General features: G+C 41.5%; 27 protein-coding genes and 1 tRNA gene. 16 read left to right on the forward strand and 12 right to left on the reverse strand.

Annotation, left to right across the window (positions count from 1 at the left end; genetic code table 11):
- Window positions 1-2: 2 nt before the first annotated feature.
- The 4 genes from VB073_RS06790 to VB073_RS06805 are packed head-to-tail and all read right to left on the reverse strand — an operon-like array spanning window position 3 to window position 3,062.
- The gene (locus VB073_RS06790; RefSeq protein WP_323403399.1) at window positions 3-1,250 is read right to left on the reverse strand and encodes an exonuclease SbcCD subunit D; all 1,248 of its coding nucleotides are present in this window, start codon (window positions 1,248-1,250) and stop codon (window positions 3-5) included.
- Window positions 1,251-1,310: 60 nt separating this feature from the next.
- The gene (gene trxA / locus VB073_RS06795) at window positions 1,311-1,727 is read right to left on the reverse strand and encodes a thioredoxin (RefSeq protein ID WP_323403400.1); all 417 of its coding nucleotides are present in this window, start codon (window positions 1,725-1,727) and stop codon (window positions 1,311-1,313) included.
- A 1-nt stretch (window position 1,728) separates the two neighbouring features.
- Window positions 1,729-2,685: a thioredoxin-disulfide reductase gene (gene trxB, locus VB073_RS06800; RefSeq protein WP_323403401.1), complete on the reverse strand. Its 957-nt coding sequence runs from the start codon at window positions 2,683-2,685 to the stop codon at window positions 1,729-1,731.
- A gap of 29 nt (window positions 2,686-2,714) precedes the next feature.
- A complete protein-coding gene (locus VB073_RS06805) occupies window positions 2,715-3,062 on the reverse strand; it encodes a thioredoxin family protein (RefSeq protein WP_323403402.1) in 348 nt (115 codons plus the stop codon).
- Window positions 3,063-3,336: 274 nt separating this feature from the next.
- Here VB073_RS06805 and VB073_RS06810 point away from each other — a divergent pair, with 274 nt between their 5' ends.
- From VB073_RS06810 to VB073_RS06830, 5 genes are all read left to right on the forward strand, one after another.
- Window positions 3,337-4,032, forward strand: a complete 696-nt coding sequence (locus VB073_RS06810) for a Crp/Fnr family transcriptional regulator (RefSeq protein ID WP_323403403.1) — start codon at window positions 3,337-3,339, stop codon at window positions 4,030-4,032.
- A 212-nt stretch (window positions 4,033-4,244) separates the two neighbouring features.
- Window positions 4,245-5,108, forward strand: coding sequence for a formyltetrahydrofolate deformylase (gene purU / locus VB073_RS06815; protein WP_323403404.1), 864 nt, complete (start codon window positions 4,245-4,247; stop codon window positions 5,106-5,108).
- 605 nt (window positions 5,109-5,713) lie between these two features.
- Complete coding sequence (locus VB073_RS06820) at window positions 5,714-6,700, forward strand: hypothetical protein (protein WP_323403405.1); 987 nt, start codon at window positions 5,714-5,716, stop codon at window positions 6,698-6,700.
- The gene (locus tag VB073_RS06825) at window positions 6,685-7,455 is read left to right on the forward strand and encodes a hypothetical protein (RefSeq protein ID WP_323403406.1); all 771 of its coding nucleotides are present in this window, start codon (window positions 6,685-6,687) and stop codon (window positions 7,453-7,455) included. Before VB073_RS06820 ends, VB073_RS06825 begins: the two co-directional genes overlap by 16 nt.
- Window positions 7,452-8,213, forward strand: a complete 762-nt coding sequence (locus VB073_RS06830; RefSeq protein ID WP_323403407.1) for a metallophosphoesterase — start codon at window positions 7,452-7,454, stop codon at window positions 8,211-8,213. The genes VB073_RS06825 and VB073_RS06830 overlap by 4 nt, the downstream gene beginning before the upstream one ends.
- A gap of 164 nt (window positions 8,214-8,377) precedes the next feature.
- Here the strand turns inward: VB073_RS06830 and VB073_RS06835 are convergent.
- Window positions 8,378-8,452, reverse strand: a tRNA-Val gene (locus VB073_RS06835).
- A gap of 315 nt (window positions 8,453-8,767) precedes the next feature.
- Between VB073_RS06835 and VB073_RS06840 the strand changes: the two genes are divergently transcribed.
- Entirely contained in the window at window positions 8,768-9,883 is a 1,116-nt protein-coding gene (locus tag VB073_RS06840; RefSeq protein WP_323403408.1) for a DEAD/DEAH box helicase, read from the forward strand.
- A 44-nt stretch (window positions 9,884-9,927) separates the two neighbouring features.
- Window positions 9,928-10,371, forward strand: coding sequence for a cold shock domain-containing protein (locus VB073_RS06845; RefSeq protein ID WP_323403409.1), 444 nt, complete (start codon window positions 9,928-9,930; stop codon window positions 10,369-10,371).
- An 82-nt stretch (window positions 10,372-10,453) separates the two neighbouring features.
- On the opposite strand, the gene VB073_RS06850 is transcribed toward VB073_RS06845, so the two are convergent.
- The 4 genes from VB073_RS06850 to VB073_RS06865 form a co-directional block, all read right to left on the reverse strand.
- Window positions 10,454-11,500, reverse strand: a complete 1,047-nt coding sequence (locus tag VB073_RS06850; protein ID WP_323403410.1) for a DUF2891 domain-containing protein — start codon at window positions 11,498-11,500, stop codon at window positions 10,454-10,456.
- A complete protein-coding gene (locus VB073_RS06855; protein ID WP_323403411.1) occupies window positions 11,501-11,839 on the reverse strand; it encodes an antibiotic biosynthesis monooxygenase in 339 nt (112 codons plus the stop codon).
- A 94-nt stretch (window positions 11,840-11,933) separates the two neighbouring features.
- Window positions 11,934-12,164 (reverse strand): phage tail protein, encoded by a 231-nt coding sequence (locus VB073_RS06860; RefSeq protein WP_323403412.1) that lies wholly within the window; start codon window positions 12,162-12,164, stop codon window positions 11,934-11,936.
- A gap of 152 nt (window positions 12,165-12,316) precedes the next feature.
- Entirely contained in the window at window positions 12,317-12,472 is a 156-nt protein-coding gene (locus tag VB073_RS06865; RefSeq protein WP_323403413.1) for a hypothetical protein, read from the reverse strand.
- A gap of 275 nt (window positions 12,473-12,747) precedes the next feature.
- Here VB073_RS06865 and VB073_RS06870 point away from each other — a divergent pair, with 275 nt between their 5' ends.
- Genes VB073_RS06870 through VB073_RS06880 form a run of 3 tightly spaced genes read left to right on the forward strand, consistent with a single transcriptional unit; the run spans window position 12,748 to window position 17,322 of the window.
- Window positions 12,748-14,190, forward strand: coding sequence for a hypothetical protein (locus tag VB073_RS06870; protein WP_323403414.1), 1,443 nt, complete (start codon window positions 12,748-12,750; stop codon window positions 14,188-14,190).
- Window positions 14,187-15,482: a GDSL-type esterase/lipase family protein gene (locus VB073_RS06875; protein ID WP_323403415.1), complete on the forward strand. Its 1,296-nt coding sequence runs from the start codon at window positions 14,187-14,189 to the stop codon at window positions 15,480-15,482. Before VB073_RS06870 ends, VB073_RS06875 begins: the two co-directional genes overlap by 4 nt.
- Window positions 15,472-17,322 (forward strand): MBOAT family O-acyltransferase, encoded by a 1,851-nt coding sequence (locus VB073_RS06880; protein WP_323403416.1) that lies wholly within the window; start codon window positions 15,472-15,474, stop codon window positions 17,320-17,322. The genes VB073_RS06875 and VB073_RS06880 overlap by 11 nt, the downstream gene beginning before the upstream one ends.
- A gap of 42 nt (window positions 17,323-17,364) precedes the next feature.
- Here the strand turns inward: VB073_RS06880 and VB073_RS06885 are convergent, their stop codons facing one another.
- Window positions 17,365-17,589, reverse strand: coding sequence for a hypothetical protein (locus VB073_RS06885; RefSeq protein WP_323403417.1), 225 nt, complete (start codon window positions 17,587-17,589; stop codon window positions 17,365-17,367).
- A 102-nt stretch (window positions 17,590-17,691) separates the two neighbouring features.
- Window positions 17,692-18,057 (reverse strand): helix-turn-helix domain-containing protein, encoded by a 366-nt coding sequence (locus VB073_RS06890; RefSeq protein ID WP_323403418.1) that lies wholly within the window; start codon window positions 18,055-18,057, stop codon window positions 17,692-17,694.
- A gap of 146 nt (window positions 18,058-18,203) precedes the next feature.
- Here VB073_RS06890 and VB073_RS06895 point away from each other — a divergent pair, with 146 nt between their 5' ends.
- The 5 genes from VB073_RS06895 (at window position 18,204) to VB073_RS06915 (ending at window position 21,898) form a co-directional block, all read left to right on the forward strand.
- Window positions 18,204-18,836, forward strand: a complete 633-nt coding sequence (locus tag VB073_RS06895) for an NAD(P)H-dependent oxidoreductase (RefSeq protein WP_323403419.1) — start codon at window positions 18,204-18,206, stop codon at window positions 18,834-18,836.
- A 300-nt stretch (window positions 18,837-19,136) separates the two neighbouring features.
- Window positions 19,137-20,219, forward strand: a complete 1,083-nt coding sequence (locus tag VB073_RS06900) for a right-handed parallel beta-helix repeat-containing protein (RefSeq protein WP_323403420.1) — start codon at window positions 19,137-19,139, stop codon at window positions 20,217-20,219.
- A gap of 6 nt (window positions 20,220-20,225) precedes the next feature.
- Window positions 20,226-20,516, forward strand: coding sequence for a hypothetical protein (locus tag VB073_RS06905; RefSeq protein ID WP_323403421.1), 291 nt, complete (start codon window positions 20,226-20,228; stop codon window positions 20,514-20,516).
- Between the two features lie 637 nt (window positions 20,517-21,153).
- Window positions 21,154-21,504, forward strand: coding sequence for a hypothetical protein (locus tag VB073_RS06910; protein WP_323403422.1), 351 nt, complete (start codon window positions 21,154-21,156; stop codon window positions 21,502-21,504).
- The gene (locus tag VB073_RS06915; RefSeq protein ID WP_323403423.1) at window positions 21,476-21,898 is read left to right on the forward strand and encodes a PIN domain-containing protein; all 423 of its coding nucleotides are present in this window, start codon (window positions 21,476-21,478) and stop codon (window positions 21,896-21,898) included. Before VB073_RS06910 ends, VB073_RS06915 begins: the two co-directional genes overlap by 29 nt.
- Before the next feature lie 302 nt (window positions 21,899-22,200).
- On the opposite strand, the gene VB073_RS06920 is transcribed toward VB073_RS06915, so the two are convergent.
- Window positions 22,201-24,081 (reverse strand): DUF2075 domain-containing protein, encoded by a 1,881-nt coding sequence (locus tag VB073_RS06920; RefSeq protein ID WP_323403424.1) that lies wholly within the window; start codon window positions 24,079-24,081, stop codon window positions 22,201-22,203.
- Window positions 24,082-24,742: 661 nt separating this feature from the next.
- On the opposite strand from VB073_RS06920, the gene VB073_RS06925 reads away from it, so the two are divergent.
- Window positions 24,743-26,668 carry an McrB family protein gene (locus VB073_RS06925; protein ID WP_323403425.1) on the forward strand — a complete coding sequence of 642 codons (1,926 nt, stop codon included), beginning with the start codon at window positions 24,743-24,745 and terminating at the stop codon, window positions 26,666-26,668.
- The last annotated feature ends 5 nt before the right edge of the window (window positions 26,669-26,673 follow it).

Below are 26,673 nucleotides of genomic sequence, written 5' to 3' on the forward strand. Positions count from 1 at the left end.
GATTATACCTCCAATTCGTTTATTTCCTGTGCTACTTGTTGAAAAAGTTTTTCCAGTGCTGAGGGAACAGCTGTGTTGTATTTGGTTTGATACACCTTGTAGAACACTTCTATCGGTTGCAGTTGATTCAGTTGCTCCGGATCGATGGCAGTCTCTTTACGGGATGTTGTTGTAGCGGATTGATAACGCACATCAATCTTGGCCAATCTGTAATTCTTACCCGATAGGGCTGTTTCAATTTTATGCCTTAGTCCCGGTTCCGGCCCATCCAACAATACCCGCACTTCCAGATAGGGTGAGGTACATAAATCTCCTTTAAAAACCTTCAATCGGGATAATGACGCCAGCACTTCTGTGAGTGAGCTATGGACTGCCGGAATTCGCATAAGCGGTACGGAAACCGGAATTTCGACTGATTTCAAATTACTTATTGCATCATTTCCAACATTGAACACGATCACCTGATGCTTATAATGGGTCTCCGAAAAAGACATAGGCAGGGGACTGCCGCTATAACGGATATGCTCTTTTCCTCCAATACGTTGGGCTTTATGGATATGTCCCAGTGCCACGTAACGGATTTTTTTGTTGAATGCCGCCGCAGAGATGCATTCTATCCCTCCCATGATCAACCTTTCCATTTTATCGATATCGCCTACCTCTGCCTGTTGAGCATGCAGGTGCCCCATCGCGATAATCGCTTGTCCGGGTTCTTTTAACGAAGCAACATACTCATAGGTATCCTTATAAAATGCAGTAACGCCTTCGGCATAGGAATTGGCGCAATCCGGTATCGAAGGATAATCGCCCATCCGCAAGAACGGGGCTGCAATACACCATGCTTCGGTGTTCCCCTCTTTGTCCTTTAAAGGAATACAGATTTTAGCATAATCAACCCTACCATCATCATTCTTTTCCACAACACCCACAATATGGATATTGGAGGATTCCAGCAGCGGTTTAGGTGATTCCAACCGTGATGCGGAGTCGTGGTTACCGGCAGTGACAATGATTTGTAAATCGGGATTTTGTTTTACGGACTGATTGAGGAAAGAGTAAAACATCCTGATGGATGCCGCTGACGGATTGGACGAGTCGAACACATCTCCACTGATCAGCAACGCATCAATTTGCTCTTCCTTAAGCGTTTCTAACAGCCAGTAAAGAAATTGCTGATGCTCGTATGTGCGATCATATTCGTGAAAGAGTTGCCCTATATGCCAGTCCGCCGTATGTAAAATCCGTATCATATCAATCTTTGGCCCTATTTTCCTTCAAAAATAGTAAAAATTGATTGATTTTTTTCGTTTCTAAGCGTTGCGAATCTGTTTTAACAGGAAACCTTTGGTTTTAATTCCTACAAAGCGATCTGCTTCCACTCCGTTTTTAAACAGGATCATCGTGGGAATGCTGCGTACATTGTATTTCACTGCCAGTGACTGATGCTGTTCGATATCCACTTTTCCAACACGCTCATTGCCGGTCAGTTCTGCGGTTACTTCGTTCAACACCGGTGCCATCATCCGGCAAGGACCGCACCAGGCTGCCCAGAAGTCGATCAGTACGGTCTTGCCCTTGATCTGTTGTTGAAAATTTTTCGGTGTAAGGGTGAGGATCTCCTTGTGATCAGCCACCATCGGTGTCTTTTTCATTTTAGCTTGAAGTCGATACATAAGAATGATAAAAGCAAGCACGAGTACTCCGAGAATAATGAGAGCTATCTTCATATCATGCGGTTGTTAATTGTTTCTTTGTTTTCAATTCGTGTAGATAGGCGGATGCGCTCAGTGCAGCAATGGTGCCGTCACCGACAGCTGTGGCGACCTGGCGGTAACGCTTGGCAATACTGTCACCCGCGGCATATACCCCTTCGATATTGGTCGAGAGGTTAGGCTTGACAATGATTTCACCCCATTGGCTCAATTCCACTTTGTCCTTTACAAATTCGGTGTTGGGCATATATCCGATAAAGATAAAGACGCCATCTGTCTTGAAACGGGTCATGTCGCCGGTCTTGAGATTTTTTATATCGACGCTTTCCAGCTTCTCGTCACCATAAAAACCGGTAATCGATGATTCCAGTATAAAATCTATCCTGGGATTATTACGGGCTTCTTCCACCGCATGCTCGAAAGCCTGGAAATGATCGAACTGATGGACGATGTTCACTTTCGAAGCATATTTGGTCAGTGAGACCGCTTCTTCGAGGGCGGAATTACCGCCACCCAAGACAATGATCTCCTTGCCGGTGAAGAAATCACCGTCGCAGGTAGCACAATAAGATATCCCCTTGCCTTTGAAAGTATCTTCCCCGGATACCCCCAATGTCCTTGACCGGCCGCCGGTAGCAAGGATCACACTATCGGAGGTATAACTGCTACCATCAGAAAGCGTCACCTGTTTGGTCTCACCCTTTAATTCCACATCGGAAATAAGGATATTCGACCTTATGGCACATCCAAACGCCTTCGCCTGCTTTTTCATGATCGATGCAAGCTGATAACCGCTGATACTCTCCACTCCGGGATAGTTGGCAATCTCATGGGTTAGCACCATCTGTCCTCCCACGGGACCTTCGTTCACGATCAGCGTCCGCAGTTTCGCACGGGAGAGGTAGATGCCCGCCGTTAATCCGGCAGGGCCCCCACCAATGACAATCGTATTATAATGATTTGTCGTGTTCATGACTTCAATTCTTTAGTATTGTCCGATCATTATTGCTGTCCGAATTCCTTAGCCAATATAGAAGTCACCTGCTCTCTGGTCTGAATGCTGGAAGTCGCTTTTACCACTTTCCCATTCTTGTAGTAGATGGTGAATGGGATACCCATAAATCCCCGTACTTCCGGGAGCCTGCGGATTACATGTGATTCGGGATTATCGAACTCCATATCGAAGAACTTCACGTGCGGATACTCATCTTCCAGTTCTTCGGCAATTTCATAAACCGGGATACACATCGGGCCCATCCGTCCGCAGATGACCATCACGTTTTCGTTCTCTTCTATAATCCGGGCATGATCTGCCGCTGTCTCGATATGATTCAAATTTGTGTATAACATAATGCTGATAATTTTAGTCGTTTATAATTTTGATGATGCAAAGTTACGGCGGCAGGAAAGATAAATAAAGGAAAATAGCCTCTGGCAGGACAACTTCACGATTGAGATTGGACAACTTTTTTATTGAGAAAGATTATCTTTGTATTGTATATGTGGTTGGATGTCCTGTTGATTATTCAACCTCTGTATGTGTCAAACCGGTAGCTGAGAGTTAGTTCTCCTCCAACTAATCATTGATTATTCAACTTTTGCAAGTAAAACCCCTTTTTGCTGGATGAAGACGATTTCAGAAAACGACAACGATTTTGTATGTGATATTCAGGCTCCCTGTTTCCAGATACTGGCGCCCGAAGAGATGGAACTGGTGCAGAGAAGCAAGACCCAGGTGTTATTCCGAAAAGGGGATAATCTTACTAAGCAAGGGGCTTTCGCTTCCTACGTCCTTTTTATTATTGATGGTTTAGCGAAACAATACATCGAAGGGGATGCTTCCCGAAGTTTCAATCTAAGGATTATTCGTCCCGGAGAGTTTGCGGGGTTGTCATCAGTCTTCCAGCGCAATACATTTACCTATTCGTCGGTAGCCTTGACCGATTGCAGGGCCTTTCTGGTCGAAAAAGATGCGATAGCCGACCTGATAAAGCAAAACGGCGTGTTCGGATTCAATATCATTAAAAGATATTGTGACCAGAATACCGATCTGTTGGGAACCCTGCATACCATACTTTACAACCAGATCAACGGTCGCATGGCGACAACTTTGTTATATATCGACAGCTTCAAACAGGATTATCCCGAGATCTTCCAACTCCTCTCCCGAAAAGATATTGCCAATTTTGCCGGCACTTCTACCGAAAGTGCTGTTAAGCTACTGAAAACCTTTGAAAAAGACGGACTGATACAACTAATTGAAAAAAATATTTCGATTATTAATTATGAAGCTTTGACGGAAATAAGTAAGCGGGGTTAAGAATGATCTGATCTTCTTTACCTGAAATTACACACCTTGATGTCGAATGGAAAATTGAAGGTGATACCGGTTATCTGAATGATGAGATGAAGATATTGGGTCTGTACATCGGGAAAATAAAGCGCATTATAATGATATTTTTACACGAAAATACTGCTTCTTTCACCAATTTATTATCTTTGCAGCCGATTTATTGGAAAATTGAAAGAGAAATGAACAAAAAGAATACAGCAGTTTTGCTTATACATTGTCCCGACCGTGCGGGAATTTTAGCTGCAGTCACAGAATTTATCAATCAGCACCGGGGGAATATACTCTATCTCGACCAATATGTAAACCATGAAGAAAGCACTTTTTTTATGCGTGTGGAATGGGATTTGACGGACTTTCAAATTCCCAGGGAGAAAGTAGAAGATTATTTTCAAACGTTGTTGGCACTTCGTTTCGAGATGAATTTCCGGTTGTATTTTTCCGACGTAAAACCTCGTATGGCGATTTTTGTTTCGAAAATGTCGCACTGCATTTACGATTTGCTGGCCCGCTACGCTTCCGGCGAATGGAACGTGGAGATTCCGTTGATTATCAGTAATCATACCGATATGGAAACGGTTGCCAAACGTTTCGGGATAGATTATCACCTGTTTCCGATAACAATCGAGAACAAGGCTGAACAGGAAGCGAAGGAGATAGAATTGCTGAAAAAACACAAGGTTACTTTCTGCGTGCTTGCCCGTTATATGCAAGTACTTTCTGCAGATTTCATCAAGTATTACCCTGACCGGATTATCAATATCCACCATTCTTTTCTACCTGCTTTCGCAGGTGCGAAACCTTACCACGCAGCTCATGCGCGGGGCGTAAAAATTATTGGAGCCACCAGCCATTACGTTACCGGCGATTTGGATGCGGGTCCCATTATAGAGCAGGACGTAACCCGCATATCGCATAAAGATACCATCGATGAGTTGATAAAAAAAGGACGTGATTTAGAAAAAATCGTGCTTTCGCGTGCGGTTGGAAAACATATCGATCGAAAAATTCTTTCTTACAAGAACCGGACAGTGGTTTTTCAGTAGGAAATCGACTTAATATAACTGAATAATAATGGTTTAAAGGTCGAAAAAATGGGATAAATCTAAAAAAGATAGATTTGTCCCAAAAGGTTCACGAACTGGTATTCGAACCTACTATCGGTCAACATTGAAATAGAAGAACACATTATCTGGTGAATAACAGATTCTTAAAAGATAGTAGGCTATGTAGAGGACAGTTCGATCTCCATTAACCACATTTTATGGAAGTAGTAGATAATGAAATGGATGAAAAATGTAGTTCTGAAAACCAATAGATTGTAAAAAAAATAAGCCCCAGCTTGTGTTGAAGCTTTGTGTGAACTGTCTGGTACAAAATTCGAACCAACTGTTAGAAGATTTGCGGAGACTTAATGAACTAAAAAACAGTTCATATCAATATAATTTAGAGGTTAATCAACCTAATTATGAACATTCTAAAAAGACACAAAAGCCACGTTTAATCATTTCAAGTATCCGAAAACGGGATTGATTGTCTTTATACCAATTCGAATTTATTTGTCATAATATAGCCTTTATATTAAATAATTACCCTATATTTGCAATAATTACCTATATATGGTAATCATTATTTTTTTAAGGTAATTATTATGGATTATATCTTAACATACTTGCAGGATACAGTTGGTTTGTCAGGTATTATAGAGCAAACGACCGATGACATTTTGAAAAAGCTTCCTCTATATATGAGGAATGCTTATAAATATAGTTTGTTTAAAATAGATGGGTACTCTTTTTTGCTTGTAGAAGAAATAAAAAAGAATAAGGAGATTTCCAGAACAGCGGGAGAGTTAAAAAGACAAGCCAAGGAGTTTTTTCAACATACTGGACTATCACCAGTGTTTGTCTTAACTAATCAAAGTCCGCAGATGAGGCGGAATATGATTAAAGATCGGATTAATTTTGTCGTTCCTGAAAATCAGATATACTTGCCTGATATGCTGATTTCTCTTAAGGAAAATAATCATCGCTACTATCGCCTTTCGGAACAGTTAACACCATCCGCACAGCTCTTATTGTTATACCACCTACAAGTGGAACGGTTGGAAGGTTATTCATTTAAAGAAATTGCAAAAAAAATAGGCTATTCACCCAAAACGATCACCAAAGTTGCAGAAGAGTTGAAGGAAAAGCAGCTTTGTCTGATCATCGGCACAAAGGAGAAGAAATTTGTCTTTGAAAAGAACGACAAACAGCTATGGTTAATGGCTGAACCTCAAATGCAATCTCCAATAATTAAAACCTATTTTACAAGTACTGATACAGACGAACGATTTTGTAAATCCGGTGATATGGCACTTGCTCATTATACTTTTCTGGCAGATACCGGAAAGAAGAGCTATGCTCTTTACAAATCAGAATTTGAGGAATTAAAAGCTGCAGGCTATTGGAAATATCTGGATGAGATAGAAGGTGATTTTCAAATAGAAGTATGGAAATACAATCCGGCTTTATTGAATAATAATGGATATATTGACCCTTTATCCCTTTATCTGTGCTATAGGGAGGATCGTAATGAGCGGGTCGAGGCTGAAATCAAGAATTTAATAACTGATAAAGTATGGTCAGAGGAATAGATATATTTCGACAATATTTTCGGGATTATACGGATAATTATGTGATTATCGGAGGAACCGCGTGTGATGAATTGATTGCTGAAAGAGGATTAAAGCCACGTGCAACAAAAGATATTGATACTATCCTCATTATTGAAGCTTTGAGCGATGATTTCGTAAGACGTTTCTGGGAGTTTGTCAAAGAGGGGAAATATGAACTCTGGCAAACCATGTCGGAGAAAACTCAGTTTTATCGCTTCATCAAACCTCAAATGGTAAATTTTCCGTTACAGGTAGAACTGTTTTCTCGACAGTCCGACATGATACAAGTCCCGGACGGTGCGCATCTAACACCGATTCCTGTCGGTGAAGATCTTTCAAGCCTATCGGCAATTCTGTTGGATGACGATTATTATCATTATGCGACATCACATACAGTCGTTTTGGACGACCTACACTTTATTGACAGGGATGCGGTTATTTTGCTAAAAGCGATAGCCTATATCAGTAATTCTAACCGTAAGGCAAGAGGCGAATCAGTAAGGTCGGAAGAGATTACAAAACATAAAAACGATATTTTTCGGATAATTTCCACTTTTACTGGAGAAGAGAGGTATAACGTGCCAGAGGAGATCAAAAAAGATTTACACACGTTCTTGGCGATGATAGAAAAAGACGGTTTGGATACTGCGGCTCTTTCCAGAGAACTTGGACTTGCTATTGAAATTACATTTGAACTGTTTATCGAGCAAATAAAAAACATATTTGAATTGTGAAAATACAATACGCATCTGACTTGCATCTTGAATTTCGGGATAACTCACGATACATCAAGGAGAATCCGCTTATCCCGGTTGGAGATATTCTTATCCTTGCCGGTGATATCGGTTATCTGAATGATGATAATTATTCAAAACATCCTTTTTGGGATTGGGTTTCAGATAATTTTCAACAAACCTATGCGATTATAGGGAACCATGAATTGTATAAGTACACGGATTTGGCGAAATTGCCACAAGGACTGATTGACTCCATTAGAAATAACATCGACGTGTATTATAATGGTGTTATTCACTTGGACAATACTGATCTTGTCTTGTCGACTTTATGGTCAAAAATTCCGCAAGAAGACGCTTATATCACAGAGAGAGGAGTAAGTGATTTTCATCGCATATTATATAATGGAGAATTATTGACATGGAATAAATTCAATGAAGAGCATGAGAAATGTGTAAGCTTCATCAAGCAAAGTGTAGAAAATAGTACGGCAAAACAACGAATAGTCGTTACGCATCATGTTCCATCGTTTCAGTTATCTTCGTCCGATTTTGCCGGGAGTAGAATAAATGGAGCATTTACTGTTGAGTTGGAAGGTTATATCATGACTAGTCCTATATCTTATTGGATTTACGGACATTCACACCGGAATATCAACAAACAGATTGGGAAAACTCAATGTCTATCCAACCAACTAGGATACGTATCTCATAATGAACATACGAGTTTTGATCGTGGAAAGACTATTAATATATGAGGGGATATCCAACTACTTTTAACAGAGATGAATACCTGTCCGAATTTAATTATCCCGAATTCGGGGTAATTAGACAGGAAGGAGAGAAATGAAGTAAAATACAGAGTTCTAAAAAACCAATTCATTATAAAAAAATAAGCCTCAACTTGCGTTGAGACTTTGAGTGAACTGTGCAGGATTCGAACCAGCGACCTCTGCCCTGTCAAGGCAGCGCTCTAAACCAGCTGAGCTAACAGTTCGTGGCGCAAAAGTACGGAAAAATCTGAAATATTCTAATTTTCCGGGAAGTAAATTATAAACATTCCTGGTTTTGGAGGTAATTGCAGCCTGTTTTTGGAAATAAGTGAAAAACCGATTTATTTTCGTATCTTTGCAGCTAATTAGCAATTAAGTTTGTATTGTTTCTTTCTTCTCAATGTTTTGATCCGCCACTTTACGCGGATCTTCCCATCGCCGAAATCGACATCAAAATCAACTTATTTGTGTAAGTTATCAATCAGTTACAGGAATGTGTGATATCGTTTATCGTGGCATATCCTGTCTAAAATTAAAACATGATATTTAAAGAATTATCTCTTATAGAGCCGGTATTGAGGGCTCTTAACGAAAAAGGACATACAACTCCTACACCAATACAACAACAAGCTATTGCCCCCGCACTTGATAACCGTGATATCTTAGGATTGGCACAAACCGGCACAGGAAAGACCGCAGCTTTTGTACTTCCCATCATACAGCACCTCTATCTGAATAAGTCGCAAAGTAGAAAAAGAGAGATCAGGGCGTTGATTTTGACACCCACACGTGAACTGGCTATCCAGATCAACGAATGTCTGGGCGATTATATCCGCTATACGGGTCTCCGTCATTGCGTGATTTACGGAGGTGTGAAGCAGAATGCCCAGGTGAATGAACTGAACAGGGGGGTCGATATATTAGTCGCCACTCCGGGACGATTACTCGACCTGATGAACCAGAAGATTGTCTCTCTCCAGGCTATCCGTCATTTCGTGCTGGATGAAGCGGACCGGATGTTGGATATGGGATTCATCCATGATATCAAGCGGTTGTTGCCGCAATTGCCCAGGGTGAAGCAAACCCTTTTCTTCTCGGCTACGATGCCGTCATCCATAGCGGATCTCTCACGCTCTATCCTGCATAAGCCGGTCAGGGTGGAAGTGGCACCGGTTTCATCGGTCGTCGACACCATCGAGCAGTATATCTATTTTGTAGAGAAACCGGAGAAAAAGGATTTATTGATCGATCTGCTGAAAAAAGATAAAAAGAGATCGGTACTGATATTCTCCCGTACTAAACATGGCGCAGACAAGATTGCAAGGATACTGACTAAATCCGGTATCAACAGTGCAGCCATTCATGGAAATAAATCGCAGAATGCCAGACAAAGGGCGCTCTCCGATTTTAAATTGAACAAGATACAAACTCTTATCGCAACGGACATAGCAGCCAGAGGGATCGATATTAATAATCTGGAACTGGTTATCAATTATGATCTCCCCGATGTGGCCGAGACTTACGTGCATCGTATCGGACGTACGGGTAGGGCTGGAAACAGCGGTACTGCCGTCACTTTCTGTGCCGACGAAGAGCGGGATATGTTGAAAGACATCCAGAAGCTGACAGGTAAAACGCTTGTCGTGGCGAGTTGAATAACAACCATTCATTCAATAAAAAAGATATTTAAGGTATAAATATGGCTAAACCGGTTTCGTATAATAAAAGAGACGTAGAAAAGAAAAAACAGGAAAAACGTTTAGAGAAGCAAAAACGGAAAGAGGAACGCAAAGCTGCAGGCTCCAGTTCTATGGACGATATGATTGCTTATGTAGATAAAAACGGTGTGATTACCGACACTCCGCCCGATCCATTCAGAAAGGAGGAGATTGACATTGAGGATATCATTGTGTCTACCCCCAAAAAGGAGGATACGGAAGAACTTGAACCCAACAAAGGGCGTGTGGAGTACTTCGATCGCAATAAAGGGTATGGATTTATCAAGAGTGCCGCCAATATGGATAAATTCTTCTTCCATATCAGCAGCGCTCCTGCCGATATCGATGAAGGCGATAAGGTCACCTTCGAACTGGAACGGGGTAAAAAAGGGATGAATGCCGTGAATATTGTGATTACGGATTAAGGATTATTTGACCTGTACCGGTCTTGTATACTTGTTCGGTTGACTTATTCAGTGCTTGCCTGGTGATTTATTTATTGGTGATTTATTTATTCATGAGTGCATAAAGGGCAAAAGAGCCCAGCCAATGGCTGCCCATATAATCATCATCGGTGATATTTCCGAGAGAATAGTTGAGATGATTATCCGCTATTTTTCTCAGATAAGCCAGTTCAGGCAGCTTTTTCGAGATAATATAGAGACAGGTCGCCCTACTGAAATTTAATCCGTCGAGATGAACCAGATGACCATCGGTGCGATCTGAAACTTTACCGGGTTCAAGCGAGAAATCAGGATTGAATATCTCCGGCAGGAATTTCTTTAACCATATACGGCATTCCTGCCTGTTCAGCACTTTACTCATAAGTAAGGCTTCTTCAAGACAAGGGGAGAGAAAATCACTACCGCTGGGTTCGTAAGAGAGATTACAATTTATGTCAGTCCCATATAATCTGGTGGCATGCCCTGCTATTAATTCTTCAAACTGCTTATCGCCTACAGAGCGTGCATAATCAATAGATAAAGAGAGGCCGAAAGCCGTATTGTCATGTTGTCCGGTACGGATAGGGTAGTAGAGCTTCGGTAAATATTCCTCTAATCTCTTCACCAGGATGTCAGCCAATGGTTTTAGCGTTTGAGCCCATCGTCGCCCATCGGGATCATTCCATGAAGATAATTCGTTCTGTAATTGAAACAACCAGGCCCATCCATAGGTACGTTCAAAATTCCGGTTATTACGGTCTTCAAAGAAAGCCAATTCTACAGCTACATTCTCCGGTGTGATATTCCTGTTCAGGATAGTTCTCACTTCTCCTGAGGCATCCAACTGAGGATAGTCCTTCAATAATCTTATTATAGACCAATAGCCGTGTACAGAAGAGTGCCAGTCGAAGCAGCCATAAAAGATAGGACGCAACTCTTTAGGGCTTCTCAGATCATCCGCACTGCCCAATACCTGTCCCAACTTATTGGGATATTCAACCTCTATACAATGTACCGGCAGCTTGAATATATTTTCCGCTTGTTGCAGATCCAGCGTCTGGGCATTGATATACCCGCAAAATAACAAGAAAATAAAGAAAAACTTTTTCATTTACTCAGCGCTTAACGTTGAGATCAACTCAAATTCCTCAAAAGTCATATTCAGTTCTTTACGGCTTATCGGAGCTTTGCCCATTTCTTTCCTCAGTTTATGCTTATCTATATGCGACTGCGAATGCTCCTTACTGGCATGCCATTTTTCCTGGGATGCCTTGTCTTTCCAGTAAACAAGCACCTTTATAATATCAAAATCGTCGGCTTCTTTATTGACTAACACTTCCCGGCGTATAAAACCTTCTGCTTTGTTAACTCTGGAGGGGAGGGTAAGATCCTCTAAGACTGATTCCGAAATATCTTTCGCAACCTTCATATTACGTGAAACGACATACATAACTGTGAATTTTAAATGTTTATAAGAACTCTGAATAAATATCGGAATAAATAAGGGATACAGAAAACCTATACCCCTTAATTAAAAAAATACATTACCTGCGGGATGGGTAATACCCTTCGGTACAGATTTGATAAGAACCCGTTTCGGTGCTTAAATCAGGGATATTAAAACTATTCACTCCATCCCCGCCATACTTGGTGCCCAGCAATGAAAATAACGCTGTATATACATTGATGGGGAGTGAACGTCCATCACATTTCATAAAACAATTCACCTCAAAATCAAAAGCAAACCAGATAATTTGTCCCATTGTAGATTCCATAAATACTGAATATTATCATGTTAATAATTCGACAAATATAAGTATTATATAATCAAAACAAACATCTTTGAAGGAGAAATTAAATATGGAGTGACGATTCGGTCGCCCGTCCATGATCCACATGGTTTCCTTCTGTTATTGTGGCATTTATCCTATTTATTGCGGATAAGGAGCGTATCCAGCAATGTTTTTAAATTGTACCAGCAGGTGTTCTCCTTGTTGATTGTCTGAACCAGAATATCCTGTTCATTCATGGGAACCCCCAAGATTCGGAAAATATCAAAAACTTCCCGTTCTGCCACGTTCATACAATAAAGCCTTTTCTCATGTTCAGCATGTTTCCTGCAATTATCGCATGCCGAATTTAAATGATTGACCATCACCATAATTCTTGCTGTTATGACTTAAATATTCTTCTCCTTGCGGAGTATACCAATTAAAAAATAAAATTACTTCCTTGCGAAGTACGGTGCAATACCCTAAAATAATGATTTTTCAGTGGCAAATTAATCTGTTTTGGGGATAACGGATATATTGCGTTTTTTATATACCTTTGCCCGCTGAAAAGTTGGATCTAGTTAAGATGAAATTTCAAAAGATATTTCTTTTTATTCTCTGCGTATTTCTATTGCTGGCCGCTATCGGATTTGTGATGCCTGAAGACGGTATTCAGGTAGCTGAAGTGAAGCTGGACTTTCCTTCGCCCCAGTCGATATTCTCAATAAAAACCGATACGGTCATCGATGTGGAGAAGACGCTTGCGGACCTGAAACGGGAAGCCGACCTCTCCCAAATCAAAGAGGTAGAAGATAGTTTGCTCTTTTTCAAGGATTATATTTCGAATAATTCCGCACGTTTTTATTTGCCGGGTAATGATTACACTTTCCTGGATCGCTTCTTTTCACTTCTGGACAGTGCCCGCGCCGGGGAGCAGGCTGTCCATATTACTCATTACGGCGATTCCCAGATAGAGATGGACCGTATCTCAAGCACTTTTCGTCAGGCCCTGCAAACGCTGTTCGGAGGCCAAGGGGCAGGCATTGTGCCCGCTATACAGCCGATTCCATCCGTTTCCGTGAGTCAATCTTACTCCGGGGACCTGAGTCGCTATGCAATCTACGGAGACACCACCAATATCAGGACTTCACACAGGCGTTATGGCTTGCTGGCCAGCTTTTCGCAGCTTAACGGCAGCGCCACAGTCTCATTACGGGCAGCCGGTTACAAGCAGACACAGCCGAATGTGAAGGAATTCTCGAGAGTAATACTCCTTCTGGGAAATAACGAGCCTGGCTTCACGGCCACATGCAACGGTGTGGTTAGAAGCATTGAACAGGCCGGCAAGGGTGTCAACACGCTTGTTTGGGATTTTGACACGCCTGTGTCGGGTACTTCCCTTTCGATGAGCGGTACCGCTGAAATCTACGGCATATCGCTGGAAGGAAAGTCCGGTGTTAGCGTGGATAACGTGCCGATGCGCGGTTGCTCCGGTACAATCTTCACCTCGCTGGATTCCACTGTCATCGCTCAGTCGTATAGTGCGATGAATGTCAGGATGATATTGATGCAATACGGGGGCAACATGATGCCGCAGATAGGTGGTGAAAAATCGATTTCACGTTATATGGAGATGATTTCACGTCAGATAAAACGTTTACAGGGAGCCAATCCCGAAGCATTGATAATGTTCATCGGTCCTTCCGATATGGCAAAGCGTATCGACGGAGAGATGAAGACCTATCCCTACCTGCCGGCGATGAACGACTCGTTGCGCCGGACAGTCATGGCCAATAATGCCGTCTATTGGGATATGTTTCACGTGATGGGGGGCCGTAACTCAATGAGTGCCTGGGTCGATCACTCACCGCCATGGGCAAGTACGGATTATATCCATTTTACCGATTTGGGCGCCAAAGAGATAGCCGTCGCGTTGTCCGATGCCTTTATGGTCTATTATCAGTTTTACAGGTTGCGCCAGACTTGCAATCCCGATTTAGTAAGAGAATTTATGACAGAGACTCTATGAGATTACAACGCACCTTTCGTTTCCTTATCGTGCTTTTGATGGTGGCATGTGGTAATCGACCGTTGCATGCCGACAATACATTGAAGCCAATCCCGGATCTGCCTGTCTTCAACCTGAATGCCGATTCGATCTATTATCCAATGGGCGATAAGGCGGTTTTCACTCATTTTTTCAGTAAACTTGACACCCTCCGCCTTTCCGGCAAGGGGCACGTCAATATCCTGCATATCGGCGGGTCTCACATACAAGCCGGCATGTTCTCCAACCAGATAAGGCGGAATCTTGCGTCTGTCTTCCCTTCTGTCAATAGGGATATGATTTTTCCTTTTTCGGTTGCCAAAACCAATAACCCGGTCAATTACCGTAGCCGGTATACGGGTAAATGGCAGGTGGCAAAGAATGTGCAGCGTAACCCTGTTTATGAATTGGGGCTGACGGGGATGTGCGTGGGCACGACAGATCCTGCGGCTACCATCTTCATTCAGATGAAAGGTGATACCATCAATCCACTCAATGATACCATCAGGACTTTCTCTTCTGTATATGTGCTGGCAAATAACGACGCGCCACTCACTCCTTGTGTCGAGACAATGGACTCCTGCTTTACCGGTGAGTACGATCCTGTTTATCAGGCTTATGTCTATCACCTGCCCTGCAAGGTCGATTCATTTAGGCTTCGCTTTGAGAACAACCCGGATCTGACCGGAACAACGGCCGACTTTCGTCTGCGGGGCTTCTGGCTCGACAATCCCCAACCCGGCATCAGTTATGTCGATATCGGCGTCAATGGGGCAAGTGTGCCCTCTTACCTGAAATGTTCACTCCTCGAACAGGATCTGGCCCTGGTGAAGCCCGACCTATGTATTCTTTCGGTCGGTATCAACGACGCCAGTGGATATAACTTCGACGTCAATCTTTTTCAGGAGAATTATAAGGAACTGATTCGCCGTATTCGTTCGGTTGCGCCCGACTGTGTGATACTCTTCACCACCAATAACGATAGCTACCGGCGCGTGAAACGCAGTTATCAAAACAATAAAAACGGGGCCCTGGCACAAAAGGCATTCTATTCCCTTGCCGATTACCATAAGGCGGGGGTCTGGGATCTCTTTTCCCTGATGGGGGGACTAGGATCGATGCGTAAGTGGGAGCAGCACGGTTTGAGTCGACGCGACAAAGTACACTTTACGCCGCAAGGTTACATGCTGTTGGGTGATTTGGTCTACAACGCCCTGATGCGTGATTATCTGCAATATTCAACCGCTCAAGATCACGCGCAACATGTGGAATGATATTTTAGCTTACGCTAGCCGGTTTCTCACCTTCAATCCCGAACATCCGTTCCTGTTTACACAGTTCGATTTTTGGGTATTCTTTGCCTTGGTCATGGCATTACTTAGTTTTACCGGCAGGAAACGGTTGATGCGGAGTGCGTTCCTTTTTGCCGTCAGCCTCTTTTTCTATTACAAGACATGCGGGTTGTTCGTGATGATCCTGTTATTCACCACTTTGTCGGACTTCTCACTGGGGCACCTTATCTACAAGGCAGCGACAAAAGGGAGGAAAAAACTCTTCCTGGCATTGAGCATTACGATCAATCTGGTGCTTTTGTTTTATTTCAAGTACGCCTACTTCTTTACCGATGTCTACAATAATTTGATGCAAAGTGATGTGCAAGTAGTCAATTACCTTGCATTGTGGGCGAACAACTGGACGGGGAGCCATTTTACGGTCGATAAGATTATTCTGCCGGTAGGTATCTCATTCTATACTTTCCAGACCATCAGCTATACGGTTGATATCTTCCGCGGCAAGGTGAAACCGGTGAAGAATATACTTGATTATGGCTTCTACGTCAGTTTTTTCCCTCAACTGGTCGCCGGCCCGATCGTACGTGCCAACGAGTTCATACCACAGATATACAAGCCGTTCTTTCTGACCAGGAAACAGTTTGGCATCGCGATATTCTGGATATTGAACGGGCTGGTCAAGAAAATGATCCTCAGCGACTATTTGGCTGTGAATTTTATCGACCGCGTATTTACGAATCCGTTGATGTACACCGGATTTGAGAATCTGATGGGGCTGTTTGTCTACTCGCTCCAAGTATATGCCGACTTCTCCGGTTATACCGACATCGCTATTGGTACGGCCATGCTGATGGGCTTCTATCTCCCGAAGAACTTCAATTCGCCATACAAGGCGCCCGACCCGGCCAATTTCTGGAAGAGGTGGCATATCTCCCTCTCCAAATGGCTGACCGATTACCTCTATATCCCCATGGGCGGTAATCGCAACGCCACCGTAGCCACTTACCTCATATTGGGAATTATCGGTTTGGTAGTAATATTATTGTCCCATATCCTGTGGGTAACGATCGCTGTTGGTGGTATAATGGTGCTATTGGCGGTAATGATTGTCTTCTTCCCAAAAGCACGGAAAACAATCAATACCAATATCAATGTGATGAATACCATGTTGCTGGGTGGTATCTGGCATGGGGCAAGTTGGAATTTTATGATTTGGGGAGGACTGAACGGTGCAGGCGTGGTGTTGTTCAAGTTCTGGCGGAAATATACGGTCCGACGTAAAAATATAATCATGGCTGTGGTCTTTCTGTTTTTTGTCATACTCCATTATTATATTCCCAAACCGATTTTCATGATTGCGGTGGTGTGGAGCGGCATTTTCTTTTTCGGCACTTTGGTTGAAGGGGTGTGTGCGTTATTCGGGAAAGAGCTGAAACCCTGGCTTAGTAATGCCTGGTCGGTCCTGATGACCTTTGTCTTTATCACCTTTACCCGTTTGTTTTTCCGCTCCGGGTCCAATCTCGATCCCGCCAGGGCCAACGAGGAAGCCTGGGAGACCGCAAAAAACATGGTGGCAAAAATTGGGGGTACATGGGATTGGTCGTTGATAAACACGATCATCGCTGAACAATATAAAATCTTCGGGCTCTTTGCCCTGGGCATGCTCATACACTGGCTGCCGGACAAGTTCAAACGGCGCTACCGCTATTCATTTGCCCTGTTGCCGCAACCAGTGCAGGCCCTATTGGTCGTGATTACCGTGTTTGCCATCTACCAGTTTTCGATTGCAGACCTTGTGCCTTTTATCTATTTCCAGTTTTAGAAGACCCGCTACACAAGTATGGCTTTCCTGTCCCTACTGATGCTATTTGTGGCGGATAAGGTTAGAGAGTACCGATTTAAAACTGGACCAGCAGATGTTTTCCCGGTTAATGGTCCGTACCAGGATCGCCTGCTCATTCATGGGAACATCCAGCCGCCTGAAAATATCGAATATCTCTTTTTCAGCCACATCCCGGCAATTGAGTTTCGTCTCATATTCGTCAAACTTGATGCAACTGTTGCATGTTTTGTTTAAATAGTTGTCCATCTGTGAACTATAATAACTTCAGTTTTTACATCTTCCCGTACATCGTACCCATGTTTTAGTCAAGGTACATTTCCGGGTTGTACCATATATAACAACTACAGTTTATACTGCCTTTCCTACTGTATTCTCCCGGTGTTGCAATCCCCATTCCACCATGACGTCCAGCACTTTGGTGAGCGACTGCCCCGATTTTGTCAGTTCATATTCAACGGTCACCGGCACTGTATCATATACTGTCCTTGTCACAATACCGTTCACCTCCAGGTCCCTCAACTCTTTCGACAACATCCGCGGGGTGATCTTCGGGATATTCCTTTCCAACTCCTTGAAGCGTTTCTTGCCGAAAAGCAGTGCCCCGATGATGGGTAGCTTCCATTTACCGCTGACAACATTCAGCGTATCATTGATGGCCAGTACATAATTGCCGGCACATTGCTTTGCCTTATTCAGTTCAATCACATGATTCATATATGCTTGATTTTGTTGTTACTATACCAAAGTATATTGATATACATAAGTATAGTGGTTACTTTTATATAGCAAATATAGTTAATTTTGCATCATCAAAACGATTTTATCAAAAAAAATTACAGCAAAAATCAAATTAAAAAAGTATGTCACTAATAAACAACCTGAACTGGCGTTATGCCACCAAGAAAATGAATGGGCAGACCGTTCAGAAAGAGAAACTCGATTACATCCTCGAAGCCGCAAGGCTGGCCCCTTCATCATCGGGATTACAACCCTACCGAATTTTTGTCATCAGCGACAAGGAGGTGCTTGAAAAGATAAAAGGAGCCGCTTTCAACCAGAGCCAGATCACCGACTGCTCCCACCTGATCGTCTGGGCTGCATGGGACAGCTATTCATCTGAAAAGATCGGTGATGTGATGACAAAGACATCCAGGGAACGCGGTTTGCCCGATAATGCGTCCGACGAATATGGCCAGTCGCTTTGGGCCAATTATCAGTCATTGGGCGAGGAGTGGCACAAGAACCACACCGCCAAGCAGGCCTATATATCCTTCGGGTTAGCGATTGCCGCGGCGGCAGAACAACAGGTCGATGCCACCCCCATGGAAGGATTTGATTCCGCCAAGTTGGACGAAATCCTCGGACTTGAAGCATTGGGTTTAAAGAGTGTCGTTATCCTGCCCATCGGTTACAGGGATGAGCAACACGACTGGCTGGTAAACCTCAAAAAGGTTCGCACACCCAAAGAAGAATTTGTCACAGTGATTGATTAATCCAATCGCACAACAACTTTAAAACGGCTCCGGACTCATTGAGATCCGGAGCCGTTTGCTTTGAAATGCTGCAACTTTGCAGTGTCAGATTGTCTTGTAATGCTCCTCTGAATCATCTCTTCAAGAACCAACTTATCAAATAGCTCGCGTGGAACTAATTCCGAAATTTGTCACAAAATCGACCGAGCGGTTAAATATTTATTCCTATCTTTCCGTCACAAACAAATTACACTTAGGAGTGAACCCGCAAGGTAGTAACCCCTTTCCATCCATTTTATGCAATCTGTAATGACTACGGAAATGAAAAAAAATCTCAATCCAATCCATCTATTTACACTTTTAGGAGCTTCGCCCTTATTGGGAAGAGTACAATTCAACAACGCGTCGCATTGGGTTTTGTCCGGTGTGCAAGTAAATCCGGCATTGGGCAATGTGGCTGGGAATGCCGCGATCGTAAATATTACCGGAAGCGATCATATTGTAGTCCGGGATTGCGACATTGCATCGACCGACGAAAAGATCACGACCTGGTCAAGGGATGACTTGAGGGATAATACAAAGATCTATAACGGAATTTCAAGTAGGAGTTCGAAAGAGTGCCTGTTCGAGGATAACCGAATCCGGAATGTGAAGACTGGAGTCACCCTGTTTTCCAATGCAAATAGCAATATAGTGCGTGGTTGCCTTATTGAATACATAACCGGTGACGGGGTACATATGCTGAGTGACGGATGTGTCATGGAATATACCACCATTCAGAATTTCCTTCAAGTGTATACGAATGATGAATGGCACTACGATTTTGTCCAGTCCTGGTCCGTCGGGGCGGATGGCAAAGTGGGTACCGGAGTTGTGAAAGATCTCCAGATCAGGGGAAACTATTTCCTGACCCATAAGGATGATAACCAGCCCTTCAAGATGGCAGGCGTGCAGGGGATCGGGTTCTTCGACGGAATGTTTGAGAATCTGTTGATAGAAAATAATATCATCATTACCAACCACTGGCATGGCATTTCGGTGTATGGCGCCATCAATTGCAATATTGTCAATAACACAGTGGTGAAAAGGGACAATGGCGATACTATGAGACCCTGGATCGGCGTATTTAACCACAAAAACGGAACACAGCCCATCGGAAATTTCATCCGGAATAATATCTCTCCGAATCTTTCCGGCAATTCATCCGGTAGGGTAGCAGAAAACAATATCCAGATTTCCGTGGGCCAGTATACCACTTATTTCAAGGATCCGGCTGCATTCGATTTTCATTTGAAAGCTTCCAGCCCAGCAATCGACAAGGGCACCACCACCATGGTTCCCTCGATAGATTTTGACCGGCAGGACAGGAAGCAACCTTACGATGTGGGTGCGGATGAATTTTGAAGGTCAGTGATAGCAACTCGTCTATATCCTTTGATCGTCACCCTCAACAATCACTTCAAACAGGATAGTTGGTATTCGATGATTGACGATTTCAATTGTATGGATTATAGCGAGTCCCGCTTTGATATGATGGATCTATTTGAAAAATTGCTTCAGGATAAGACGTTGCCCCGGTCGCTTAAAGATCCGGTTTTACAGACACTCAAAATGGTTTCCTACGATAATATCCTGGCAAGCTACACAAGTTGGGATATTACTCCACTGTTAAATCCGAAGGCTTTTCCTAACATCTTCTGAAATTTCAGGAGTTGATAATCCTTTTTCTGATTTTATCAGTTCAAAAACAATTTCTTCATTTATAGCCATTAATTTTACAGTGCCATTTACAGTGCCATTTACGGTGCCATTTACAGTGCCATTTACGGTGCCATTTACAGTGCCATTTATAGTGCCACTACCTTCTCACCTATAGAAATGATTTCTCCTTTATGACATCTACTCATCCGTCATCTTGAGAGATACCGTACAACGACACAAGATCCGTGATGTGGAATTGTTGGAACGTGTAATGAGATATGCTTTTTACAATATCGGAAAAATCTTTTCCTGGAAATGTGGCAGATTATTTCAAGAGCTAGCAACGCAAAATAGAATCCCTTTCATGAATATTTCTTGGCTATTGTTTTCATCTGTGAGCGCACCTTTTAGCAAAGTCTTTATTAGGGGAAGGCGTTTTGCAGGTTATATAATAGTCTATTTCTTTTTGACCAAACTCGGCTTTAACACCTCAAAGCATAAAATAAGAGCATTATTGTCAGGGGTTGATACAGGGTCGAGAAAATTTGTTCTATCGATTCTTTTGTTAAAAAAGTAGTCTTTTAAGTTCTCTTTATTATATTTGTATTCGTAATTGAAACTTTTGATTTTTAGAGATATGGCAAAGATTATGATAGAAGTGGACGATATGACTATCGTGAAATGGAATGCTATGTCCCGGGAGCAAAAGAAACAATGTGTCCGGCAAATTGAAGAGTTGATACAACAACCTTCTCAGGAAAAGATGATGGTAAATGAATCCGAATCTACGTATAGGGTCGTGATAGATAAAGAAAAGAAGATGCTTGAAAATTTACAACAAGGCAAGGATTTTATCTCTTTTACGGATTCAACGTATGATAAGAAGGAATACCGTCGGCGTATTGAGGCTTTAACCGCTCCTTTGCTTCTGGATTTGAGCAAATTTAAATTTGACCGTAATGAAGCAAACAATTATGAAGGGTCATAAGGCAGCATTAGATACAAATGTATTGATCTATTTGTACGATAGTAGTAATTCCGGAAAAAGGAATATTGCTCTAGACTTGTTAAGTGAGAAACCTCAAATTCCGGGTCAAGTGATTTCGGAGTGTTTGAATACATTGCGACGACTTTTACCGATGACCAAGGAAGATTTATTAATTCATGCGGCGAATCTTTTTGGAGGATGCAATATTATACCTATTTTACCTACAACATTATCCAGTGCTTCTTTATTGATAAAACAGTATCAATTCCAACTTTTCTATGCTGTTATTGTAGCTTCGGCGATTCAAGGAGGATGTGATGTCTTGTATTCTGAAGATATGCAACATCAATTGTCTGTAAATAAGTCGTTGCGTATTATTAATCCCTTTATCTGATATCATATTTAGACTTGTTTGAATTTTTTTGTTCTTCTCAAGATTTTTTTGAGGTGTAACTTCTTTATGAACTGTCAAGGAATACTTGACAGTTGCTATCTTTAGAATATTAACATGACGGTTCAAGAGCAGACAATCGCGAGAGTGAAGAAGGTAGAGATCGTATCAGGTAGTCTCTCTTATCAGAGATTTGCTGGGGTCAACATGCCGGAATGACAGGATACGGACATTCCGGTGGCATCAGAATGGTTAAACAGACACTATATACCTATAGGGAATCGGGTAGGGAGCCAAGACGATATTTATATTGTTTCTAATCCGATTCCTTTCAAATAATTATATGTGCCGTCGTAATACTCTTTTTTACGGGTATGATCTTCCTCATTCCCTTCAGGAATAACAATCACCATTCCTTGCCTTGCACGAGTGAGTAAAACCCGATAGGCATTTAGCAAATATTTCTTACGCTCAATATGATGGATATTCTGCCATTTATTGCCTTTGAAGGAGAATGTTTTCCAACCCGTTGGAGAATACCGTAAATCGCCGTCCCAGACAACACAGCTCCAGTCTAATTCCAGACCTTGGATGTGAAATTCAGTGGCGACATCTTCCAAATAAAAAGAAGAACGGACATCGTCTTTGCCATCCAGGAACCAATTGACATGATTCATCGGTGTTTTCACATCAATAGCAAATGGCTTTAACCGCAATGCCTGTGAAGAAACAACAATACCGTACTGCTCGCTTCCTCTTGCTTTTTCTTTGAGCCATTGTTTTGCTTTCAGGATATCGCGGGTTAATACGATTGGGTATTTTTCAGCAATCTGTAAAAAATCTTCTTTGGCCTTCTCTATTTCGATATCCAGAATATTCTTGACAAACGAAGATAATTTCTCTGCTCGGAAGGAGCGCATTGAGACAGATAAATGTAGGTCTTCGCTAAAATGGACCTTACCTTTATCCTCCAAAATTCGAATTGTATCCATAGCCGCATATTCCGAATCAGTGAGATTAGGTGAAATATAGACACTCCAATCCGAAAAAGTTGTATCTATCGCGTGAAGCCACTCGGAGATACCTGCTTCTCCGGTATTAATTTCTTGTCCACCTCCCACTAAACAGATAATGACAGCCCAATCTTTATGTCTGTCTAAGCATGAAATCAGAAATTCCGGTTCTGAATAATCAAAATCGGGAATACCTTTTTTCTGCTTCATGAATTTGACGGTCTGCTCTTTATTCCATGCCCGTTGCGCTTCATCAAAAATGGCGACATGATCATATGGAGCTTCTTGATTTTTCAGATATTCGTCCCTGTAGTGATGTATAATCTGGATGAATGTCTTGACCGCCTGCTTGGCACTTGTTTTCGTTATTTTGATGCCTTCTTCTCGTTCTCTCTGTACTTTGTCTCTTGCCAATGCTTCTTGCAATATATCCACCAATGGTTTATTCCCTGACAAATAAACGCTTGCATTTCCATTTTCATTGTCGAGGTGAGAAGTGGCCACATTTAACCCGACAAGCGTCTTCCCTGCTCCCGGAACACCCGTAACAAAGCAAATGATTTTCTTATGCTCATTTCGGGCAATATCAATTATTTCAGATATTTTATCTGTAGTCAATGTCAGGTTCTTCGCACTTGCATCGCTTCGAGTAATATTTTCGACGCTATGGCTTGTGTAGAGAGATACAGCCGCCTCGATGATAGTCGGTGTGGGCATATATCCTCCATCCACATATTCGGGTATATTTATTTCCGGTTCGTCAGAAAAGAAGCATAAGGCATTTTGAATAACCTCTTTCAGCCCTTTGCTGTTAATTTTTACAGGCAATGTCAGGTTGTCATTGTGTGAAGTAAGGACAATCTCCGTAAAAGATGTCTTGGACTCAGTCGCAATCAAAATAGGGACTAAAACAACATTGTGACTTGTTTTGTGAAAGTTTTTTAGGTCCAAAGCATAATCCCAAACCTGCTCGATGTGGGAGTTTAAAAAATGACTTTCACCCACTTTAAATTCTACTACGAAAGCTATATTTTTAATGATGAGAAGCGTATCGACTCTTTTCCCCATCCGTGGAATGGAGAACTCAAAAAAGATTTCTCCTTGAAAATCCTGTAAAGCATTTTTTAGAATGGGTATTTGCAGTTCCCATGATTTGTTTTGAAAAAATGTCACATCAAATTCATTGGCGCGGGTAATTGAACCAATGATTTCGTCAGTGCTTCTTTGTAGGAAACTACTTATTGTATTTCAATAGTAATAATTCATTAAATCCGATTTTAATTTTATCAGTTCAAAGCAACCTCTTCATTTATAGTCTTAAATTTTACAGTGCCATTTACAGTGTCATTTATAGTGCCATTTATTATTTCTTTTGCGGTTATCATCTTTCTTATACGATTCGTAAACAAAGGTAACAGAATATATTCTAATAGATTGAACTTATCCATTTTGTTTGTGTAGCAAATTCGTATTTAGATATTCTGGTGATATGCACTCACGGCATAGGTGGCCATTTAATCTTTAGTTCTATATTAGATTCGTTAGGATAGTCCGGTTAGATTTGTTAGACATTGATTAGACTATTGTTAGATTCCTGTTCTTACCCTCCCTTCTACCCGGTTTTTGATAATAAAGCATTTATCAAAGAATAATCTTAGGAGTACCCGTCGGGAGAGCGAGGAGGATAGGAGAGAAGTAGAACGAATGCTCGTTTTTCAGCGGTTTAAAGATAGCTTCTGCCTCCTACAGCTATAGAGAATAAAGATCATCTAATACATGATAATATGAACAGAATATTATATTTTTGTAGTTAAAGCGTAGTTAGAGATTATTTATGAAAGATTTACCTAAGAATATTAAGCCAGAACATATCGTTCAAGCTATTCATAAGATTGAGAAAGAAGGAATTCCACCACAAGCGCATTCTTCTACTTATGATGTACTTTATGAAGGCAGAAGATTTCCACCTAAATTAGTATTATCCTATGCCAATATTTTTGCTAACGGTGTAGCATTGGACAGAAGTGAATTTGAAGGAGGGATAGGGACTCCTTGCTTTAAAATACTTGAAGAGAATGGATTTACAATAGTAACAAAAGAATCTATGACTGGATCACAAGAACCTATTAAAGAATTATTAGAGCGTTTTATAGAACAGGCTCATACCTCTAATTTGAAAAACAAGGATTATCTTAAGACTTTTGAAGGATTGAAGGTAAAAGTTAGTTTTGGACAAGGTGTAGTCTCACGCGTCCCTTGGATTTCGTTTTTAGCAGAAAATCAAACAACAAGTAAAGGCATTTATCCTGTATTTTTATTTTACAAAAAGCATGATACTTTGATATTGGCTTATGGAATAAGTGAAAAATATCTACCAAGTATTGAGTGGAATATAATGAATGATGAAAAAGAAACGATAGAAGACTATTTTAAATCAAAGGGAATTGTTCCCGATAGATATGGGAGTTCCTTTGTTTATAATATTTATGATACATCAAAAGAATTAGATTTTAAGTCTATCGAGTCTGATCTAAAAAACTTAATCCAGGAGTATAAGGTGACTTTAGATAATGCCATAAATTCAAAACCAATAAAGTTAAAGAGAAATTTAAAAACAATAGAAACAAAGCCTATCGATATAAAATCAAAAGTGAAACAACCTCCATTTGATTTGAACACCTTTACCACAGATTTACAATCAACAGGATTAGTCTTCTCCAACCAATTGGTGACTCGTTTTGTCTTGTCATTATTAACAAAACCATTTGTTATATTGAGCGGATTGTCTGGTTCAGGGAAAACCCAATTAGCTATTTGTTTTGCAAAATGGATCTGTGAGAATAATGATGAACAAGTATGTGTGGTCCCCATAGGGGCAGATTGGACCAATCGAGAGTTTTTATTGGGATATCCTAATGCCATTAAACCGGGTAAATATGTAATGCCAGATAATGGAGCATTGGAACTTCTGTTCAAAGCCAATGCAAATAAAGATAAACCCTATTTCTTAATCTTGGATGAAATGAATCTCAGTTATGTCGAGAGATACTTGGCTGACTTTCTCAGTGCGATGGAATCCGGTGAAAAGATACCATTAATGAAGGATAGCGATGATGTCCCTGCGAGTATTGAATTGCCAAAGAATTTGTTTATTATCGGAACTATCAATGTAGATGAGACAACATATATGTTTAGTCCTAAAGTGCTTGACCGTGCCAATGTGATAGAGTTCCGAATTATGCCTAGCGATTTAGACGATTTCTTTCAGAAGTCAGCAGTCAAAGATAAAAAGTCTATTATTGGTAAAGGAGCTTTGCAATCAGCCGACTTTGTCACAATTGCGAATAATACTATAGATCATCAAAACATTGAAAGCCGACAAGCTATAATAGATACCTTGAAAAAATTCTTTTTAGAATTGAAGAGTATACATGCTGAATTTGGATATAGAACAGCAAATGAGTTATTCCGATTTATATCATTGGGACAAAAGTTAAAGACAGGGTGGACTCTAGATGAGATTATTGATGCCGCTATTATTCAGAAATTATTGCCAAAGTTGCATGGCTCACGTAAAAAGATAGAACCCACGCTAAAAGCCCTCTGGAATTTATGTGTAAATGACGAAAAGCAGAATCTAGAAACTATTTCTCAATTCCCTGAAGAAAGTAACATGAGATATCCTTTGTCTGCTGAAAAGATATGGCGGATGTTTCGAATTGCTCAAGATAACGGTTTTACGAGTTTTGCTGAAGCTTGATATAT

Source organism: Proteiniphilum sp., assembly GCF_034927365.1.
GTDB lineage: Bacteria > Bacteroidota > Bacteroidia > Bacteroidales > Dysgonomonadaceae > Proteiniphilum.